General features: G+C 61.4%; 17 protein-coding genes and 1 tRNA gene. 6 read left to right on the top strand and 12 right to left on the bottom strand.

All coding sequences use genetic code 11. The annotated features are described in order from the left end of the window. The first annotated feature begins 105 nt into the window (after positions 1–105). From GOB86_RS09150 to GOB86_RS09140, 3 genes are all read left to right on the top strand, one after another. Complete coding sequence (locus GOB86_RS09150) at positions 106–1,713, top strand: DUF4852 domain-containing protein (protein ID WP_165992030.1); 1,608 nt, start codon at positions 106–108, stop codon at positions 1,711–1,713. A 69-nt stretch (positions 1,714–1,782) separates the two neighbouring features. Continuing rightward, positions 1,783–2,136: a DUF4282 domain-containing protein gene (locus GOB86_RS09145; protein ID WP_165992029.1), complete on the top strand. Its 354-nt coding sequence runs from the start codon at positions 1,783–1,785 to the stop codon at positions 2,134–2,136. Between the two features lie 9 nt (positions 2,137–2,145). Beyond that, positions 2,146–3,390: a hypothetical protein gene (locus tag GOB86_RS09140; RefSeq protein WP_165992028.1), complete on the top strand. Its 1,245-nt coding sequence runs from the start codon at positions 2,146–2,148 to the stop codon at positions 3,388–3,390. A gap of 69 nt (positions 3,391–3,459) precedes the next feature. Here the strand turns inward: GOB86_RS09140 and GOB86_RS09135 are convergent, their stop codons facing one another. After that, positions 3,460–3,987 (bottom strand): glycine zipper family protein, encoded by a 528-nt coding sequence (locus tag GOB86_RS09135; RefSeq protein ID WP_242012578.1) that lies wholly within the window; start codon positions 3,985–3,987, stop codon positions 3,460–3,462. Between GOB86_RS09135 and GOB86_RS09130 the strand changes: the two genes are divergently transcribed. Then, on the top strand, positions 3,986–4,204 hold the full coding sequence (locus GOB86_RS09130) for a hypothetical protein (RefSeq protein WP_165991999.1): 219 nt from the start codon (positions 3,986–3,988) through the stop codon (positions 4,202–4,204). The genes GOB86_RS09135 and GOB86_RS09130 overlap by 2 nt on opposite strands. 199 nt (positions 4,205–4,403) lie before the next feature. On the opposite strand, the gene GOB86_RS09125 is transcribed toward GOB86_RS09130, so the two are convergent. Together GOB86_RS09125 and GOB86_RS09120 are read right to left on the bottom strand one after the other, a co-directional pair. Beyond that, positions 4,404–4,480: transfer RNA gene (locus GOB86_RS09125), tRNA-Arg, on the bottom strand. Positions 4,481–4,591: 111 nt separating this feature from the next. Further along, positions 4,592–5,734, bottom strand: coding sequence for an alpha/beta fold hydrolase (locus GOB86_RS09120; protein ID WP_165992027.1), 1,143 nt, complete (start codon positions 5,732–5,734; stop codon positions 4,592–4,594). A 58-nt stretch (positions 5,735–5,792) separates the two neighbouring features. Here GOB86_RS09120 and GOB86_RS09115 point away from each other — a divergent pair, with 58 nt between their 5' ends. Next, positions 5,793–6,008: a zinc-finger domain-containing protein gene (locus GOB86_RS09115; RefSeq protein ID WP_165992026.1), complete on the top strand. Its 216-nt coding sequence runs from the start codon at positions 5,793–5,795 to the stop codon at positions 6,006–6,008. A 93-nt stretch (positions 6,009–6,101) separates the two neighbouring features. After that, on the top strand, positions 6,102–8,498 hold the full coding sequence (locus GOB86_RS09110) for a protein-disulfide reductase DsbD family protein (RefSeq protein ID WP_242012577.1): 2,397 nt from the start codon (positions 6,102–6,104) through the stop codon (positions 8,496–8,498). A gap of 83 nt (positions 8,499–8,581) precedes the next feature. Here GOB86_RS09110 and GOB86_RS09105 read toward each other — a convergent pair whose 3' ends face one another. From GOB86_RS09105 to GOB86_RS09065, 9 genes are all read right to left on the bottom strand, one after another. After that, positions 8,582–8,917, bottom strand: coding sequence for a DMT family transporter (locus GOB86_RS09105; protein ID WP_165992025.1), 336 nt, complete (start codon positions 8,915–8,917; stop codon positions 8,582–8,584). Positions 8,918–8,953: 36 nt separating this feature from the next. Next, the gene (gene serS / locus GOB86_RS09100; RefSeq protein ID WP_165992024.1) at positions 8,954–10,222 is read right to left on the bottom strand and encodes a serine--tRNA ligase; all 1,269 of its coding nucleotides are present in this window, start codon (positions 10,220–10,222) and stop codon (positions 8,954–8,956) included. A gap of 3 nt (positions 10,223–10,225) precedes the next feature. Next, complete coding sequence (tatC, locus tag GOB86_RS09095; protein ID WP_165992023.1) at positions 10,226–11,059, bottom strand: twin-arginine translocase subunit TatC; 834 nt, start codon at positions 11,057–11,059, stop codon at positions 10,226–10,228. Continuing rightward, positions 11,056–11,874 (bottom strand): Sec-independent protein translocase protein TatB, encoded by an 819-nt coding sequence (gene tatB / locus GOB86_RS09090; RefSeq protein WP_165992022.1) that lies wholly within the window; start codon positions 11,872–11,874, stop codon positions 11,056–11,058. Before tatB ends, tatC begins: the two co-directional genes overlap by 4 nt. Before the next feature lie 74 nt (positions 11,875–11,948). Then, complete coding sequence (gene scpB / locus GOB86_RS09085; RefSeq protein WP_165992021.1) at positions 11,949–12,704, bottom strand: SMC-Scp complex subunit ScpB; 756 nt, start codon at positions 12,702–12,704, stop codon at positions 11,949–11,951. Then, positions 12,701–13,669, bottom strand: coding sequence for a segregation and condensation protein A (locus GOB86_RS09080; protein WP_165992020.1), 969 nt, complete (start codon positions 13,667–13,669; stop codon positions 12,701–12,703). Before GOB86_RS09080 ends, scpB begins: the two co-directional genes overlap by 4 nt. Positions 13,670–13,691: 22 nt before the next feature. After that, the gene (locus GOB86_RS09075) at positions 13,692–14,699 is read right to left on the bottom strand and encodes an SPOR domain-containing protein (protein WP_165992019.1); all 1,008 of its coding nucleotides are present in this window, start codon (positions 14,697–14,699) and stop codon (positions 13,692–13,694) included. Further along, entirely contained in the window at positions 14,699–16,498 is a 1,800-nt protein-coding gene (gene argS, locus GOB86_RS09070) for an arginine--tRNA ligase (RefSeq protein WP_165992018.1), read from the bottom strand. The genes GOB86_RS09075 and argS overlap by 1 nt, the downstream gene beginning before the upstream one ends. 40 nt (positions 16,499–16,538) lie before the next feature. Further along, a complete protein-coding gene (locus GOB86_RS09065) occupies positions 16,539–17,729 on the bottom strand; it encodes a deoxyguanosinetriphosphate triphosphohydrolase (RefSeq protein ID WP_165992017.1) in 1,191 nt (396 codons plus the stop codon). Between the last annotated feature and the right edge of the window lie 18 nt (positions 17,730–17,747).

Genomic DNA, 17,747 nt, shown 5'->3' with positions numbered 1-17,747 from the left:
AGACATTTTTATTCTCCCCTGCACATTTGAGAGCGATATTCACGCAGTATTCTTACTTTTGTGCTTTATCCACGTATTATAGTCCGCAAGGTATTGGAGCATTGGATGGCAAGGTTCTCGGGGTCTTTTTTGGCATGGCGGATTCTGGCCCATGCTGGCGTGGTGAGCCTTGCCGGTCTGCCCTTTGTTGCTGAACATGCCGTAGCGGCCGAACCCGCAGTTTTTGCGCATTCCCGGCACCATAATGTTGAGATCGACTTTGCAGACCCGTCGTCGCAATGTGCCGCGACCGATCTGCACCTGACAATGCAGATTACTCCGCAAAGTCTGGAAATGGACACACCGGAACAGCAGATCAAGCTGGCAAACGCATTGGGTGGCAAACTCTCAACAGACAGCCAGTGTGCGGCGGTTCAGTCGGTTGATGTTGCCATTCTGCAAAACGGTGCGGATATCCGCCACCTGCATGCAAAGCGCGATGCAAACTGGCAGTTTAGCGTAGCCGCCCCTCCAGCAGTGGCCGCAACCCCTGCTCCGGAATCCCCCTCCACAGCAGCACCTGCCCAGCCCGTAGCAATGCAGCCCGTTGCCATACCTGAAGGCTATATGGGCCTGCTGGCCTATCTGGCCCACCAGAACCCGACGCTACTGGACAATCCGGCGGTGCAGGCCTGCTGGGCAAGGCACTTCATGGGCCGCGAATTCAATGCCGCATACGGCAATGAATTCCGCATGCATGATGTGGAGCAGCAGGCAAAAACCGATCTGGCACATGTCAGCCAGCAGATGGAGGCTGGCAATCTGCTGGCTAACCTGATCCTGCGTCTGGGTGAGTATGATTTTGCCCAATCCTCCTTCCCCATCGTTCTGAGCGGCAACGTCCTGACCGTTTCCAGCCAGTGCGATATGTCCGCAGCACAACTGCCTGATCGCGTGTCCTTCAATCTGGGGGACAACAACCAGACCTTCCGGGTCGCCATGACAAGCGCTCAGGCCGAGCAGTTTCTCAAACAGCGCACACGCTACGGATATATCGACCGGGCTGTTCCGGTCAGCATGACATTCCATGTCGCTCCCGAACTGCTCACCGGGTTGACGACCACAAGCTCCACCCCCCTGCCCGCCGAACTGAGCGATATTAAAATCTACGCAGCGCCCGACAAGGCAACCCTGCTGGCCGATATTGGGCCAGAAGCGCTGGCCGCCATGCGCAAGGCGCAGGAAGCGGAAAAAGCTGCCCGGATTGCCAGGGAAGCCGCACAAAAAAGAGCGGAAAGCCTGCGCATGCTGGCCGAACATGTGCAAAGCGCCAACCGCTCGGAAAAGCTTGCCATGTGGGTTGGGCAAGGCACGGGCGACTTCGGTCTGCCGGAGCTTGATACAATGCGTAATGTGCGCATGCGCATAGCCATCAACAAACAGCCCGCACAGACCATCCTGCTTGTGCAGGCTGATGGCAGCGGGCGCAAACAGGTGCCGACCAAATGGCCGGGCCAACTCAACCTGACTGTGCCCGAAGACCAGCCTGCCCTGTCTTCTGGCACATGGTACGTTGTGCGCGGATTGGTGAATATTCCCAACGCGGGCAACTTTCCTCCAGCGGAGATGTCCGTCCAGTTTATCCATGCCTGCACTCAGGACGAATGCCACGACGCGGAAGACCCGCAGGCCCTGCTTAGCGCGCTGCAAACGGAAATGACCCACAAACCCTAACAGGTGGGTCTTTAACAGTCAGTTTTCTTTAACTCTTCAGGCCATACCTTTACTTTCAGGATCAGGACCATGAAATCCCTTTTGACATTTGACTCCTTGATTACGCCAAAATTCATCAAATTCTTCTTTTATGTTGGCGTGTTTTTCTGTTTTTTGAGTGGCTTTGGCATTTTCCTGACCATTTTAAACAGATCCGTTGCCATTGCGCAGATTACGGGATCCTCCCCCACCCTTGCCACCCTTGGCGGTCTGATTGCCGGCTCGCTCGCGGGGCTGATCGTGACCGTGGTTGGTATAGTTTTTGCACGCGTATCCAGCGAACTGACACTGGTTGTTTTCATGATCAGGGACGAACTGGCATGGCAGCGTGAGAATACCATTTCCGCCGCGCGCTCTTCCTCCCCTTCCTCTTCCGCATCCTGAGGGCAGGTCATGCAGTCTGGCAAACACGGCACAGCGCCACTGGCGCGCGGAAAGCCGGACCCCAAACTTTTGCTCCCACCTTTGTCCACACTTGCTCCTCCGGGCAAGCTGGCGCAGGCGGATGGCAGTGTGCCTTCGGCAACGCCGGGCATGGGCACCGCCACAAATGCCGAGCAGAGCGTGCAGCAGATGGCCAGCGCCCTGTGGGCGGAACATGGTCCACGCCTCAAGGCTTCGGGCGCAGTTGCTGCCGGGCAGGTCAGCCAGTTTGCGGGCCGGGTGCTACACCATGGCGCAGACACCCTGCACGAAGCAGGAGCCACCATGGCAGACCCCGCAAAGCGGTCTGGCCTGTGGGCGCGCTATCGCACCCTGATCGTGGCTTCGGGCGCGGGTGTGGTTATTCTGGCGGGCATTGGCTGGGTAGCGGGCTGCCACGAGGCCAGCCGTATTGCAAACCAGAAACTGCATGATTTTCTGGAACTGGCGGAACTGGCACCCTACGTAAAGTATGGTTCAGTCAGCGCATCCCCCTTTGGCAATGTCACGATATATGACGTGAATATTCGCCTTTCCGACAATGATACACAGCCCATCAAAGTTGCCTCTATTGCCATTGGTGGTTTGTCTTCATCGCAGACATTACCCAGCGCACTCAGTCTTTCCGCCAGCCATATTGAATGTTCTACGGAACAAGCTGGCGCGTTAACGGCTGCTGGCCTGTCTGACACAAGACTCAGAGGGTTGGGGTATTCCACGATCACGGGCGATCTTGCGTTGTCCTACAACCTGTCGGATCGGAAACTTGCGGTTAAATCCAGCGCTGATTTTGTTCAGTTGGGCGGATGGAATGTCAGTTTTGATCTGGCGGATGTGCCCAGTACATTCCTCAACGGCATGACATCCGTTGTGCAGGGTGGTGGTTTCAATCTGGTTTCGCTCATGCAGATGGCGCAACAGTTTGCGAGCATCAAATTGCAGAGTGCGAACATTCAGTTCGACGATAAAGGCATTGCCCAGCGTTTGCAGGCCATTCCCGATTCACCGTTCCCACAAAATCGGACACTGCCTGATAACGCAACGCCCTTTACACGGTGGGGCGAGCAAGGTGGTACTTTGAAGATTGTCACGCAACTGGAAGAGCCCTTGCCCATCATGCAAGCACGCTTTCCTTATAGTTCGCTATTCAATCCGGCATTTTCCAGTCTGGATAGTTTTATTGCGCGCACCCATGCAACCGTTACGGTTGACTGAACACTGCGCCAAGTTACAGCACATGGGGGCAGGCCTAATAACAGGCCTGCCCCCATGTGCGTTCTGGAGCTAGTCCAGCTCAATCGGGGCAGAGGCCTGACCAGCCGGAGCCGTTGGCTGTGCCGTTGTATTATGCGGTGCCGCCTGAGTATGATGAACAGCCCTACGTTTGGCTGTACCATGCCCGGAGCCCTGCTGCGGGTTATTATAACCGGGCAATACGTTATGGTACGTAATCATACATTGAACATACGCGTTATCATACTGGGTCTGTATGCCACCCTGCTGGCTCTGGGAATAAAGCCCCCCGCCTCCCGCACCACCTAGTGCGCCAGCCGCGGCACCAATGCCTGCACCTGTGCCACCACCAGCAGCAGCACCCAGACCAGCACCCAGCGCTGTTGTTGCCAGAGCGCCATAAATAGCCTTGTGGTTCTGGTGTTCCGCCTGCCCGTTAACGGCGGCGGCGGCCTGTGTGCGACAGAACTGCTGTTCTTGCACAAAAACATTATAATCCTTGCCCGGAGCGGGCAGGACCTGAACTGTCGGGCCCATAGGTGTTTCGGCACAAGCGGACAAAGACAGAAGTCCTGTCATGGCAATTGCTGCTTTAGTATTTATTTGCATAAATATCTCCAGATCAAATCACTGCAAAAAATATTCTATGATAATATTTTGGGAAGATGAAGAGGGCTATACAAAATTACCATATTCAGCACAGGTCATTTTTTTAACGGTAAAAAATGACAATGCACTGCACGACGGCCTTTTTTTGCGCGCCCGGCCAGCAAAAAATACGACACCCACAATGTAACAGACAAAAGCCGAGCACATTACGCCTGACCAGAGCCAGCACCATGGAAATCAGGACTCGTGGCCATGCATGCTCCGCCGCCACCACAATGAACAAACGGGGGTATGGCAAAGCGGGAGGCAAACCCTGCAACCACAGAGAGGGGAGCCAACCTCAAGCGCAAAGCCGCAGAAAATCTGCTTTGAATTATAAATTGGATTGGTGGACCCGACGCGATTCGAACGCGTGACCTTTGCCTTCGGAGGGCAACGCTCTATCCAGCTGAGCTACGGGTCCGTTGGCCCTTCTCCTAACCTAAAGCAGGGGGCGTTGCCAAGCCTTTATCTTTCATACCCATCCCAAGCCGCCAGCACAGGGCCAGACCGCCCGATACGGGGGCATACGCACCTATGGCGGAGCAGCACCATCCAGTCGGGCGGGCAGGAACCATGCCGGGTCATTATGGCCCAGCCCGCGCGCACCACTGTGCTGCGCCAGCCACACGGCGGATGCCACATCCCCCCCAGATGGCAAAAAACGCTCGGGCTGGGTGATCCAGCTTGCAATGTCATTCAGGGCAAGAGCGCCACGCCGGTCTCGCAGCAAAAGGTGGTGCCCCCCGGTTATAAGATCCAGCCGGACATTGGGTGGGACCTCCTGCCATACACGCACCATGGCCTGTGGCGGCACAAGCTGGTCCTGATCGCCATAAAGGCACAGAACCGGGCCATGCAGGTCCGCTCCAACGCGGGCTGCGCGGCGCATGAGCATGACCAGCCCGCGCAGGGCCTCCAGCCGGGTCTGGCGCAAGGTCAGCGGGTTATAATACAGGCGGATCAGGGCTGCGGGGTTATCGCTCGCCACCACATGCACCGGTAGTTCCCGCCCGGTAACCAGATATTGGGGGAAAAACGTTGCCAGAATATCCAGCGGAATATCCGCCCCACCCCCAAGGTCCCACACAGCGGGAGCGAGCAGTATGGTCCCCGCCACACTTGGAGCATCCGGCCCGGCCATAAGCAGCATAAGAACAGAACCGCCCATGCTCTCCCCCATAAGGTACAGCGGCACGCCGGGGTGGTCGCGCCGTATCTGGGCGATCTCCTCCCGCGCATCGGCCACCAGTTGGGTAGCACCTGCCCAGCCACCCCGCATGGGGGCACCACCAAACCCGCGTATGTCCGGGGCAATGAGCGTAATCCCCTGCCCTGCCAACGTGGGAGCGGAATATTCCCATGCGTCACGGCTGTCATTAAACCCATGCAGGGCCAGCACCACGGCCCGCTCCTGCCCCTGAGCCTGCCAGATGCGGACAGGCATGGCCGCGCCGTCACGCAACGTCAGCACCCCATCGGGCGGGATAAGGCGGGCTGCAGCAGCATAGCGTGGAGGAGGCACGGGGGCTGGCGGAGGCCTGCTGGCACAGCCTGCAAGCACCACCAGCGCACACCCGAACAGGGGCAAAACCCTGCTCCAGCGGCGGCGTAAGCCTTTGCTCACGCGTATGGGAAAAGATGCCTGCTGCACAACCACGGTGACAATGCGTATCATCCCCCCAGACTTTGCGCCATATCCGTGCATGCCAACCTGATACAAGGCTTTTGAACCCATGCTTATCCAACCGGCAAATCCCATCCCCCGTCCCCGTCTGGGCCATGTGGAAACCATTCTGGTGGACCAGCGTAAAATTGCGTGTGATGGCGGGCTGGGCCAGTTGGGGCACCCGCGCGTCTGGCTGAAAATTGGTGACCACCAGACGGTCTGCCCTTACTGCTCGCGCCTGTTTGTGCTCCAGCCCGGTGCACAGGCCGACTCCGGGCATTAAAACTGGTACGGGGCACACGATCCATTTCCCTCATACGCGGGCTTTGCGTATGCTGCTGCTTTTAGCCCTGCCCCGTGTTGAAAGCTGACATTGATGCGCCGCCCTGCCCGCTCCGCCTCCCTGCCACCCAGCCCCACGGGCCAGCAACCCCCTGTCCGCCTATTGTCCGCCCATGCGCACAGGACCATGCTACCACGCGGACCCGGGCTGGGCTGGCTACTGGCCGGGGTCATGGCCTGCGCAACCGTGCCGCTCCATGGGGCGAGTGCTGCGGAAAGCGCGCCGCTGGTCAGCCCCCACAGCACTGCCAGCCTGATAACGGATTCCAGCACCGCCAGCGCCAGCACACCCCTGCACGTTGCCCTGCGCCTGCAACTCCGGCCCGGCTGGCACACATACTGGCTCAACCCCGGAGATGCGGGAGACCCCGCCAGCCTGAGCGTAACGGCATCTGGCGCGCTACAGGGCACCGCCGGAGCCATTACGTGGCCCACACCGCAACGCATAAGGGACGCCTCCCTTATGTCTTACGCCTATACGGGTGATGTTGTGCTGCCGGTTACGGTGCACCTGCAACCCGGCACGCCAGACGCGCATGGGCAGGTCAGCCTTAACGCACAGGCCAGTTGGCTTGTCTGCGAGCAGTCCTGCATTCCAGAGGACGGCACCTTTACCCTGACCCTGCCCACAGGAGCACCGCTGGCCTCCGCTCAGGCATCCCTGTTTGTGCAGGCGGCACAGCATACACCTGTGCCCTCACCCTACCCGATCACACTCACCCCGGCGGGGGTGCTGCATGTGCAGGCCCCCGAACTGAACAGGCAATCCGTAGCCAATGCGTGGTTCATGCCCGAAGCACGCGGCCAGATTGCCGAAGCCGCACCACAGGCACTGACATTTGATGCTGATGGCCTGTCTCTACGCCTTCAGCCCATGGCGGATTTTGCCCCGAACAAACCAGTTGACGGTATTCTGGTCCTGCGTGACCCCGATGGGGCCGAGCGCGCCCTGAGCGTGCACACCACCCCGCAACCAGCCCCCACTGCTGCTGCATCTGGCAAGGCATCTGGCCAAGCATCTGACCGGGAGCCAGTTCCCTCCGCCGCCGCGGCCTTGCCCGTGGCAACGCCCCAAACCACCACAGCGCCTACCACAGAGCAGAACGCGCTCGCAGGCACCATGACCGCCACCCCTGAACCGGACGGGCCTGCCACAGACACAAGCGCAGATCGCGCCACGGCAGGAGGAACCAGTCGCACAGCGGATCTGCTGCGCTTTATTGCACTCGGTCTGCTTGGCGGACTGGTGCTGAACCTGATGCCCTGTGTTTTTCCCATTCTGGCCATGAAAGCCCTTGCCGTGGCCCGCATGGGACTGAGCGAACGCAAACACCAAAAACACAGCGCAATAGCCTACGCAGGCGGGGTTATTGTGGGCTTTACGGCTCTTGGCGCGCTGGTCATGGGGTTGCGGCTTGGGGGGAGTGCTACGGGCTGGGGGTTCCAGTTCCAGTCCACCGTGTTTGTGAGCATGATCACGTGGCTACTGTTTGCCATGGCGCTTAACCTGCTGGACGTGTTTGCTTTTTTGCCTCCAGCACTTGGGGCAGGCAGCCCCCAGAAGCACGGGCTTGCGCATGATGTGCTGACCGGCCTGCTGGCGGTGGCCGTGGCCTCCCCCTGTACCGCGCCGTTCATGGGGGTAGCCATTGCCGGGGCACTGGCTGGCCCGCCACTGACCGGGCTGGTGGTTTTTGCAGCCCTTGGCGTTGGGCTGGCAGCCCCTTACGTTGTTCTGGCTTTTAGCCCCGCACTGGCCAGCCGCCTGCCACGGCCCGGCGCATGGATGGATTATTTACGCCAGTTTCTGGCCTTCCCCCTGCTGGGCACCTGTGTGTGGCTGCTCTGGGTTGCCACGGTGGAAGGCGGGGCCACCACGGCGCTACTGCTCTGCTCGGGCATGGTGTTTCTGGCTTTTGCCGCGTGGGTTTACGGTATTGCCCAAAAGCGCCAGCGCCTTGCGGGCCACAGCCGGAGTTGCACGGCCCTGTATGGCGTGGCCCTGCTCGGGCTGTTGGGGGCAATGGCGCTGCTGCCCGCCCTGCGGCAACAAGCAGCACAGCAGCCAGACACACATACGGACCTGCCCGCCGGGACCGAGGTTTTCTCACTTCAGCGGCTGAACACCCTACACGCTCAAGGCAAACCCGTATTTGTGGATATGACGGCGGCATGGTGCATTACCTGCCTTGTAAACGAACGCGTAGCCCTGAACACCGCGCCAACGCAGGCCGCCATGGCCCGTTATGGTGTGACCACCCTGCGCGGGGACTGGACGCGCCGCGACCCGGCCATAACCGCGTTTTTGCATGCGCACGGGCGTGATGGCGTGCCGTTTTATCTGTTTGTACCCGCAAAAGGGGACGCCGTGGTGCTCCCCCAGATTCTGACATCGGGGCTGGTGATCAGCACCATAACCCCCACACCATAAAGCGGTTTGCGCTGGCTCCACCTGCATGGGCCTAATACCCCGCGACCTCATAACCGCACGGGGGCAGGCCCAATGGAGGCCCCTTAATGCGTGGCGGAAGAGAACAGGTTAATCACCAGAACCCCGGCCAGAATAAGGGCAATACCCGCAATGGCCGGGGCATCGAGCGTCTGCTTTAAAAACACCGCGCCGATAAGCGAGATCAGCACAATGCCAACCCCCGACCACAACGCGTAAACCACACCCGCTGGCATGGTTTTGAGCGGAATGGACAAAAGGTAAAACGCGCACCCATACGCCAGCAGGCTGATCGCAGCAGGCACCCAACGCGCAAACCCCTGCGAGGCCGCAAGGCAGGCCGTGCCAATAACCTCCGCCACAATGGCAATGCCCAGTAACAGCAATGGCTGCTGGGTCATGCCCCCATGCCCCGGCCGGGGGCTGCGCGCCAGAGCTTAAGCAATGCGCGCAAGACCACCCATATACGGGCGCAGGACCTCCGGCACGGTTATGGAGCCATCCTCGTTCTGGTAGTTTTCCATGACCGCAATCAGGGTCCGGCCCACAGCCAGACCCGACCCGTTAAGAGTATGCACAAAGGCCGGATTCCCCCCTGCCTGCGCACGGTAACGCGCGTTCATACGCCGGGCCTGAAAGTCACGCGTGTTGGAGCATGATGAAATTTCACGCCATGCATCCTGCCCCGGCAGCCATGCCTCAAGATCGAATGTTTTGGCAGCCCCAAAGCCCGTATCCCCGGCACACAGCAGCATACGACGGTAGGGAATGTTCAGTTTTTCCAGCACGGCCTCGGCACAGCGGGTCATGCGCTCGTGCTCGGCATCGCTCTCCTCGGGGGCGATGACACTCACCATTTCCACTTTTTCAAACTGGTGCTGGCGCAACATGCCGCGCACATCCCGCCCCGATGCCCCGGCCTCGCTACGGAAGCACTGGCTGAGTGCTGTCATACGCATGGGCAAGGCCGCACCGTCCACAATATCCCCCGCAACAGAGGCCGTCAGCGGCACCTCGGCTGTGGGCACAAGCCAGCGGCCATCCTCGGTTCTAAAGGACTGGTCGGCAAATTTAGGCAGTTTGTCCGTGCCATACATGGCGTCATCATTCACCAGCACGGGCACCTGCATTTCCACATAGCCATGCTCGGTCCCGTGCAGGTCGAGCATGAACTGGCCCAGAGCGCGTTCCAGCCGTGCCAGCCCGCCACGCAGCACCACAAAACGCGAACCGGACAGCTTGGCCGCCGTGGCAAAATCCATCTGGCCCAGTGCCTCGCCCAGCTCAAAATGCTGTTTGGGGGTAAAGGCAAAAACAGGTTGGGTGCCCCATGTGTGCACCACCACATTTGCACTCTCGTCCGGTCCATCGGGCACGGTTGCATCCAGCCTGTTGGGCAGGGTGGCCAGCAGGGTTGTGGTCTGGTTACCCAGAGTGTCCACTTTTTCCTTCAGCCCTTCCATGTCCATGCGCAGGCAGGTCCCCTCGGCTTCCAGCCCTGCGGTGTCTCCTCCTGTGCGTTTAAGGGTCCCGATCTCACGCGCCAGCGTTTTGCTGCGGGTCTGCTTGTCCTGCAACTGGGTCTGGGCCTGCCGTTTTTCCTCATCCCATGCGAGCAACTGCGCAGATACGGGGGCCATGCCCCTGCGGGCCAGATCGGCATCAAACGCGGTGGGGTCGGCTCTTAGGGCGCGGATGTCATGCATGGATCAGGGAACCTCCTGCTCGGGGTTGGTCGTAGGGTCTGGCGTATCCGCCACCGGCCGTTTGGGCTCGATTACGCGGGCGCACAGAATGGAAATTTCGTAAAGCAGCACAAGCGGCACAGCCAGACCAAACTGAGTAATGGGGTCGGGCGGCATAAAAATAGCCCCCAGCACAAAGGCCCCCACAATGGCGTAGCGGCGGAACTTGCGCAGCATGGCGGAAGTTACAATACCCACACGCGCCAGCAGGCTGAGCACCACAGGCAGCTCAAAGGCAATGCCAAACGCCATGATCATCTTCATGACCAGAGACAGATATTCCGACACCTTGGCCTGAAGTTCGATCTGCACCTGATCGCCCCCCGCACCCGGTGTCTGGAACGACACGAAAAACCGCCATGCCACGGGAAAAATAAAGTAATACGCCAAAGCAGCCCCGGCCACGAACAGCACGGGCGTTGCCACAAGGAACGGTGCAAACGCCCGCTTTTCCGACCTGTACAGCCCCGGCGCAATAAACATCCACGCCTGAATGGCCACAATGGGGAAGGACAGGAACGCAGCCCCAAACAACGCCACACGGATATAGGTAAAAAATGCCTCGTACAGAGCCGTGTAGATCAGGTGGGGCTGCTCGCCGCGCTGGCGCATGATCTCGCCTAAAGGCCGGGCTAAAAACAGGTAAATATCGCCCGCGTAATGGTAGCACAGGGCAAAGCACACAATAAACGCAGCCCCCGACCATAGCAGGCGGCGGCGCAGCTCCAGCAGATGCTCCAGCAACGGCATGGGCTGGTCGTGGATCGGGTCTTCCTGATTAGGTGCGTTATCGCTCATGCCTGCTGGTCCGCCGCCGTGCTGCCTGTTCCATGTGTGGTCGTGCCGGGTTGTGCTGCGTTATCCGCTCCCTCGGGCAAAGCTGGCGCACTGGCCGGGTCGGTCTGCGCTGGAGCGGGCGTGCTTTGCTCCACCTCTGGCTCCACACGGTCCGCTGGAACGGGGGATAAGGGCTGGGTGGCCGGAGGCATGCCGTTCCCCCCATTGCCAACCACCCCGCCCGGAGCGGGAATAACACCCGGAGCCACACGATGGCCCGCATGCATAAGCCGCACAGGCGGCACAATGGCGGGGGGGTGGAGCCGGTCCTGCTCACGCAGGATACGACGGACGATAACGGGGGGGAGTTCGGGGGGAGCGCTCTCCACCTGCCGATCCAGTGTGTCATCCTGCCACGCGGGGGCGGAACCGTAAGATGTGCTCCCCATATGTCCGGCGGCATAATCTGGCGTTGTTGGCGCAGGGCTGGATGAGCGGGGCATGGCATCAAGCGCTCTGGGGCCGGACGGTACAAACCGTTCGGCCACCGGAGGGGCGGATACGGCCTTGCTCAGGCTGCCATCCCCATCCAGCGCCTTCATGATCCGGCCGCGCACGTTCAGATTTTTCAGGTCACGCACATGCTCGCTGACCTCCGACAGGTCAGCCTCACGCACCACCTCATCAAGGTGGGACTGGAACTCACTGGCCAGTGCGCGGGCTTTTTTAATGCCTTTTGCAAGCCCGCGAATAGCCACCGGCAAATCCTTGGGGCCAATAACAATGAGGGCCACCGCGCCGATCAGGGCGAATTCCGACCATGCAAAATCAAACATAACAAGCCCCGTTCACGCCCACTCCGTGCAACCCACCACACAGCCCTGCAACACAGGTAGCGCGTGCATCTCTATCACGGACCATCGGGGGCGGGAACCGCAACCTGTGCAACCAGCCCATCCGCCGGGCTGCCGGGAGCGTGCGCATCGGGCGTGGGTTCGGCTACATCGGGGGCATGGGGTTGGGTATCCTCGCCCTCTTCCTCGGCAGCCTTGAAGGTTATGGCCGACTGCACGCCCCCAAGTTCGGCCGGGTTTTGGGGAATATCAACCATCAGTTCTTCCCGGCGCGGCATGTCGGACAAAGCGCGCAGGCCAAAATGGCGTAAAAAATCGGGGGTTGTGCCCCACAGCACCGGCCTGCCCGGCACTTCCTTGCGGCCATGCGGGGCAATAAGCTCGGCCTCGATCAAGGTATCCAGCACGTTCTGGCCAAGGCTGACACCGCGGATTTCCTCTATTTCCACACGGGTGCAGGGCTGATGGTAGGCAATAATGGCCAGTGTTTCCATGACCGCGCGGGGGAGGCGCCGGGGGCGTTCGAGCACACGGGTCAGCAAGGGCGCCAGATCGGGTGCGGTACGGAACTGCCAGCCCCCCGCCACCTCCACGGGAAAAACCCCCCTGCCCTCATAACGGCGGACAAGATCTGCCAGCACCGCCGCGACAAAAGCCCCCAGATCGTCCTCACCCGTGGGCATGATCTGGCGGTCTTCCAGCAGGTCCGCCAGACGGCGCGCACTCACCGGTTCGGTAGAGGCAAAAATAAGGGCTTCGGCCAGCCTTACGGCCTCATCTGGCACGGGTATGGGGGCTGGAGTGCTGGTCACGCGTTGTTGTCCTGCCTTTTTTCTGTCCTGGGTCGGGCCACGCTGCCATCCGCCTGGGGCTGCACGGTGTTGTCCGCCTCCTGCTGCGGTTGGTCCGTATCGTGCGTCTGCTCATGCGGGCGGAGCATGATCTGGCCAAAGATTTCGTCCTGCCGGAGTTCCAGCCGCCCGGTCTTGGCCAGTTCCAGCCCTGCGATCAGGGTACCCGCCATGGCTGCACGGCGTTGGCGCTGGGCATCCTCGCCCTCCATCTGTCCGGGCAGGCTGTCGGGCAGAAAAGCGTCCAGCGTGCTCCAGCCCGGCGGGGTTTCGCCCAGCAGGCGGGTCAGTCTGCTCAGCGCGTCCTGCACGGTCCAGAACCGGATGGTGCGGGGGGCATAAATGCGCCTGCGCGCGGTGCGCCTTACGGCGGCAAGGTATGCCCGCATGAGCTGGGGCATATCCAGCGCCAGACCGGAGCGGTCCACCTCCACCAGATTTTCGGGCAGGCCACGGGCAAACACATCCCGCCCCAGCCGGGGCCGGGCCTCCAGCCAGCGGGCAAGCTCCCCCATGCAGGAAAGCTCGATCAGCCGCTCCTGCAACAGTTCGGCGGCTTCCTCCCCCTCCATGGCCAGTTCATCATCAGCAGGCAGCAGCAGGCGGGACTTGAGCCACGCCAGCCACGCCGCCATGACCAGCCAGTCTGCTGCCAGTTCCAGCCTTACGCGGCGGGCACTTTCCACCACCGCCAGATACTGTTCCACCAGTTGCAGGATGGAAATACGCGCAAGATCCACCTTTTGCGCCCGCGCCAGATCGAGCAGAAGGTCCATCGGCCCTTCAAACCCCTCCAGCCGCAAAAGCGGCACGCGCGGCACATGGTCCTCCGCATCATCCCGTGGTAGGGGGGCGGTCTGGTCTGTGGGTGTGGCGGGGAGTGGCTGCGTGCCCGCCCCCGCCGGACGTGTTAGTTCAGCTTCCATCAGGCGTTCCACTGGCGGGGCGTCAGGGACGCACCACCATGCAGGCCATGCCGCGCTCACGCACGGAGGAGCAGAAGTCCTTTGCATCCGCCACAGCGCCAAAGCCCAGCACCCGCAGGCGGTAGAATGTGGCGTTGTTCTGCTCGGTGCGGACAAAGGCCGGGGTCACATCGCCAAACAGAGTTGGGTAACGGGTTTTCAGCCGTGCCCATTCCTTTTGCGCTTCCGCCTCGGTTTGCAGGGCGGCAAGCTGGACCTGATATTTGCCCGCTGTGCCCCGTGGTGCCGTGGCGGCTTTTTTGGCTGCGGCCTTGGGGGCCGGTGCGGCTTCCTCCTCCCCATCGGAAGCATCATCCGTGGGAATGGGGGCTTCCTTCAGCGGTTCGGGTGCTGTGGCATCCGCTGGTGCAGTTGCCTGCGCGGGCAGGGCGTCGGAAGGCACGGGTTTGAGGGCCGCGCCATCGGCCTGTGCCACGTCCTGCGTGGTGGGGGCCGGTGTGGCGGCTGCGGGAGCGGCGGCACCTGTGGCAGGGAGCGGCCCCGGGGCATCGCCCGTAGCAGGGCCACCAGCCCCAGCGGGTGCGGGCTGGCCGCCATACTGGGCGGCAAGGGCGGCGGGGTTGGGTTTTTCGGGCGCGGGTACGGGGTGGCCCTGCTGGTTTGCATCCGCCTCGGGTAGGGCCAGCGTATCAAGCTGCATGCCGCCCGGATCAACCGGCTTGGTGCGCATGGCAACAGGCGGCGGCCCCATAACGGGAATACCGCTCTGGTGGTGCCCCAGCACCGCCCAGCCGCCAATACCCAGCACCAGCAGACCACCCAACCCGGCGGCACCATAGGCCAGCCGCCGCGTACCGGACTCACTCCCCAAAAAGCTGGTGAGCAGGTCCATCAGCTTATTACCAGCCGCCAGTTTGTTGCCCGTTGTGGAGCGTGGCGCGGGTTTGTCGTCATAATCCATGCTCATGCGCTCACGCGCACGGCTGATACGCTCTTCTACCGTGGAACTGGGGCGATCATCTTCGCTCATCAGCGCATTTCCTCCACCGGGTCCACACCCATGACCGCAAGGCCGGAGCGGATAACGGTTGCCGTGGCCGCAACAAGGGCCAGACGCGCCCGCGTGGCCTCCACCGCGCCAGATTGTAAGAACCTCAGGGACGCATCATCGCGCCCACGGTTCCATAGCGCATGAAAATCGCCCGCCAGTTCGGCCAGATAGAACGCAATACGGTGCGGCTCACGCGCAAGGGCTGCGGCCTCCACCATACGGGGCCATTCGGCCAGACGGCGCACCAGAGCCATTTCCGCGTCCGAGTTCAGGCTGTCCAGCGTGGCACTGGCAAGACCTGCGTTATCCACAGCACCATATGCCCCTTCCTCCGCCGCACTCCGTAACACGGAGCGGCAGCGGGCATGGGCGTACTGCACGTAAAACACGGGATTGTCGCGCTGCTGGGCCACGACCAGATCGAGGTCAAACTCCATCTGGGCGTCGCTTTTGCGGGTGAGCATGGTAAAGCGCACTGCATCCCGCCCGACTTCGTCAATCAGGTCACGCAGGGTGACAAACGTCCCAGCTCGCTTGGACATTTTGACCGGCTGGCCATCACGCAGAATATGCACAATCTGGCAGAGCAGCACTTCCAGCGGCACGGTATCGCCCGTAAGGGCCTTTACGGCGGCCTTCATGCGTTTGACGTAACCGCCGTGGTCTGCCCCCCACACATCAATCATGACCTGCGCGCCACGGGCCACCTTGTCCATGTGGTAACCAATGTCGTTGGCAAAATAGGTGTTTGTGCCGTCTGACTTACGCAGCGGGCGGTCCACGTCATCCCCAAAGCTGGTGGAGCGGAACAGGAGCTGTTCGCGCTCTTCCCAGTCATCTGGCAGTTTGCCTTTGGGGGGTTCCAGCACGCCATTGTAGAGCAGGTCGGCCTTGGCAAGCTGGTCTATGGCCGCATCGGTCACGCCACGGGCCAGCACGTCCGCCTCGGACGAGAATACATCATGGTGTACGCCAAGGGCTGCAAGGTCTTCCTTGATCGCACTGAGCATGTGGGTCACGGCAAAGCCGCGCACGGTCTCCAGCCATGTGGCGTCCGGGGCGGGCATGGGGGTGCCATCCACACCCACCTCGGCCAGTTTGTTGCCAAACTCCGCCGCCAGCGCCTCGCCCACGGGAATAAGGTATTCACCCTGATACTGTAGACCACCGGGGGCCAGGCCCGAAAAGTCGTCCTGCGCCATTGTGGTGCCCAGCACCTGCAGGTAACGCCAGTAAGCCGCCCATGCCAGCGCCTTGACCTGATTACCCGCGTCGTTGATGTAGAATTCCTTGGTCACATCAAACCCGGCCTTGGCCATAAGGTTGGCCAGAGCATCGCCCACCACGGCGCCACGGCAATGGCCGACATGCATGGGGCCAGTGGGGTTGGCGGACACATATTCCACATTCACCCGCACACCACGGCCCGCCTGCGACTGGCCATAGGTCTCGCCCACACTCAGCACCACGGGCAGCACGGCACGCAGTACGCCGGGGTGCAGGGTAATGTTGACAAAACCCGGCCCGGCAGCGGCCACGGCGGCTATGCCTTCCACCTTCTGCAAGGCAGCCACAAGGTCGGCGGCAATATCGGCCGGTTTGCGGCGCGCGGCCTTGGCCAGCAGCAGGGCCGCATTTGTGGCCATATCCCCATGGGCGGGGTCACGCGTGGGGGTCAACTCCACGCGGGCCAGCGTTTCTTCCGCCACGTCGGGCAACAGTTCCCGCACAACGGCCAGAACATGATGACGATAACGCTGGAAAACACACTCGGACATGGACCACTCAACCCCGTAATTGGTGCAGCAAACGCGTTTATCAGCCTGCAACGGACAGGTCCGTCAACCGCCTATGTTCTTCCATGGCGTAGCGATCGGTCATGGAAGCCACGTAATCCGCCACGGTGCGGTGCACGGCCGCCTTATCTTTATCCCCCAGATGCTGCTGCCATTCGGCTGGCAACAGGTTGGGCGACTCCGTAAGGGTGGTGAACAGTTCCCCCGTTACGTGGCGGGCCTTGTGGGTCATGCGGTTGACCCGCCAGTGCCTGTAAAGCTTGGCGAACAGGAATTTGCGAATACCCTTGTTGGCCTCCTCCATGGCCGGGCCAAAGGCCACGACCGGAGCATTGGCTGCACGAATATCCTCCACACTGCGTGGGGCCAGATCAGCCAGCCGTGCGCGCGTGCAGACCAGCACGTCGGTTACCAGCGCATGAATGACGCGGCGCACCATTTCGTGGCGGATACGCTGGTGGGTGCGGGTGTCCGATGTGGGCAGGTCGGCTGCCAGTGCGCGGGCTTCGGCCAGTGCCTGCCCCACTAGGGGCACATCCACCAGATCATCCAGTGCGAGCAGGCCGGATTTAACCCCATCGTCCAGATCATGCCCGTGGTAGGCAATATCGTCCGCCAAAGCGGCCACCTGCGCCTCGGCCGAGGCATAGCCCCCCAGATCCAGCGGAAACAATGCGTCCACCTCCGCCAGACGGGCCGATGGCCTGCGCACGGGGCCGTTGTGCTTGGCCAGACCTTCCAGTGTTTCCCATGTCAGGTTCAGCCCATCAAAGGCAAGGTAGCGCCGCTCCAGCAGCATGACCTGCCGCAGAGCCTGCGCGTTGTGGTCAAACCCGCCGTAATCGTGCATGCGCGCGGCAAGGGCGTCCTCCCCCGCATGGCCAAAAGGGGTGTGGCCAAGATCGTGCGCCAAAGCCACGGCCTCGGTCAGGTCCTCGTCCAGCCGCAGGTAGCGCGCCATGGAGCGGGCCACCTGTGCGACTTCGAGCGAATGGGTCAGCCGCGTACGAAAAAAATCGCCCTCGTGGTTGATGAACACCTGCGTCTTATACTGCAACCGCCTGAAACCGGAGGAATGAACCACCCGGTCCCGGTCACGCTGCCAGGGCGAGCGGGTCAGGGATTCCGGCTCCGCGTGCAGCCGTCTGCCCCGGCCCTCGGCGGGCTGCACGGCATAGGGCATCAGCTCATCGCGTTGTGTGGCTTGCAGCATTACGCACCTCTTGGCTTG

The organism is Acetobacter lambici, assembly GCF_011516885.1.
GTDB classification, from domain to species: Bacteria; Pseudomonadota; Alphaproteobacteria; order Acetobacterales; family Acetobacteraceae; genus Acetobacter; species Acetobacter lambici.
This window is presented reverse-complemented; position numbering and strand designations above follow the sequence as displayed.

Bases quoted from the DNA above. Each gene is read 5' to 3' on its own strand.
- GOB86_RS09150 (WP_165992030.1), top strand. From the start codon at position 106: ATGGCAAGGTTCTCGGGGTCTTTTTTGGCATGGCGGATTCTGGCCCAT.
- GOB86_RS09145 (WP_165992029.1), top strand. From the start codon at position 1,783: ATGAAATCCCTTTTGACATTTGACTCCTTGATTACGCCAAAATTCATC.
- GOB86_RS09140 (WP_165992028.1), top strand. From the start codon at position 2,146: ATGCAGTCTGGCAAACACGGCACAGCGCCACTGGCGCGCGGAAAGCCG.
- GOB86_RS09130 (WP_165991999.1), top strand. From the start codon at position 3,986: ATGGCAATTGCTGCTTTAGTATTTATTTGCATAAATATCTCCAGATCA.
- GOB86_RS09135 (WP_242012578.1), bottom strand. From the start codon at position 3,987: ATGACAGGACTTCTGTCTTTGTCCGCTTGTGCCGAAACACCTATGGGC.
- GOB86_RS09120 (WP_165992027.1), bottom strand. From the start codon at position 5,734: ATGATACGCATTGTCACCGTGGTTGTGCAGCAGGCATCTTTTCCCATA.
- GOB86_RS09115 (WP_165992026.1), top strand. From the start codon at position 5,793: ATGCTTATCCAACCGGCAAATCCCATCCCCCGTCCCCGTCTGGGCCAT.
- GOB86_RS09110 (WP_242012577.1), top strand. From the start codon at position 6,102: ATGCGCCGCCCTGCCCGCTCCGCCTCCCTGCCACCCAGCCCCACGGGC.
- GOB86_RS09105 (WP_165992025.1), bottom strand. From the start codon at position 8,917: ATGACCCAGCAGCCATTGCTGTTACTGGGCATTGCCATTGTGGCGGAG.
- serS (WP_165992024.1), bottom strand. From the start codon at position 10,222: ATGCATGACATCCGCGCCCTAAGAGCCGACCCCACCGCGTTTGATGCC.
- tatC (WP_165992023.1), bottom strand. From the start codon at position 11,059: ATGAGCGATAACGCACCTAATCAGGAAGACCCGATCCACGACCAGCCC.
- tatB (WP_165992022.1), bottom strand. From the start codon at position 11,874: ATGTTTGATTTTGCATGGTCGGAATTCGCCCTGATCGGCGCGGTGGCC.
- GOB86_RS09080 (WP_165992020.1), bottom strand. From the start codon at position 13,669: ATGGAAGCTGAACTAACACGTCCGGCGGGGGCGGGCACGCAGCCACTC.
- GOB86_RS09075 (WP_165992019.1), bottom strand. From the start codon at position 14,699: ATGAGCGAAGATGATCGCCCCAGTTCCACGGTAGAAGAGCGTATCAGC.
- argS (WP_165992018.1), bottom strand. From the start codon at position 16,498: ATGTCCGAGTGTGTTTTCCAGCGTTATCGTCATCATGTTCTGGCCGTT.
- GOB86_RS09065 (WP_165992017.1), bottom strand. From the start codon at position 17,729: ATGCTGCAAGCCACACAACGCGATGAGCTGATGCCCTATGCCGTGCAG.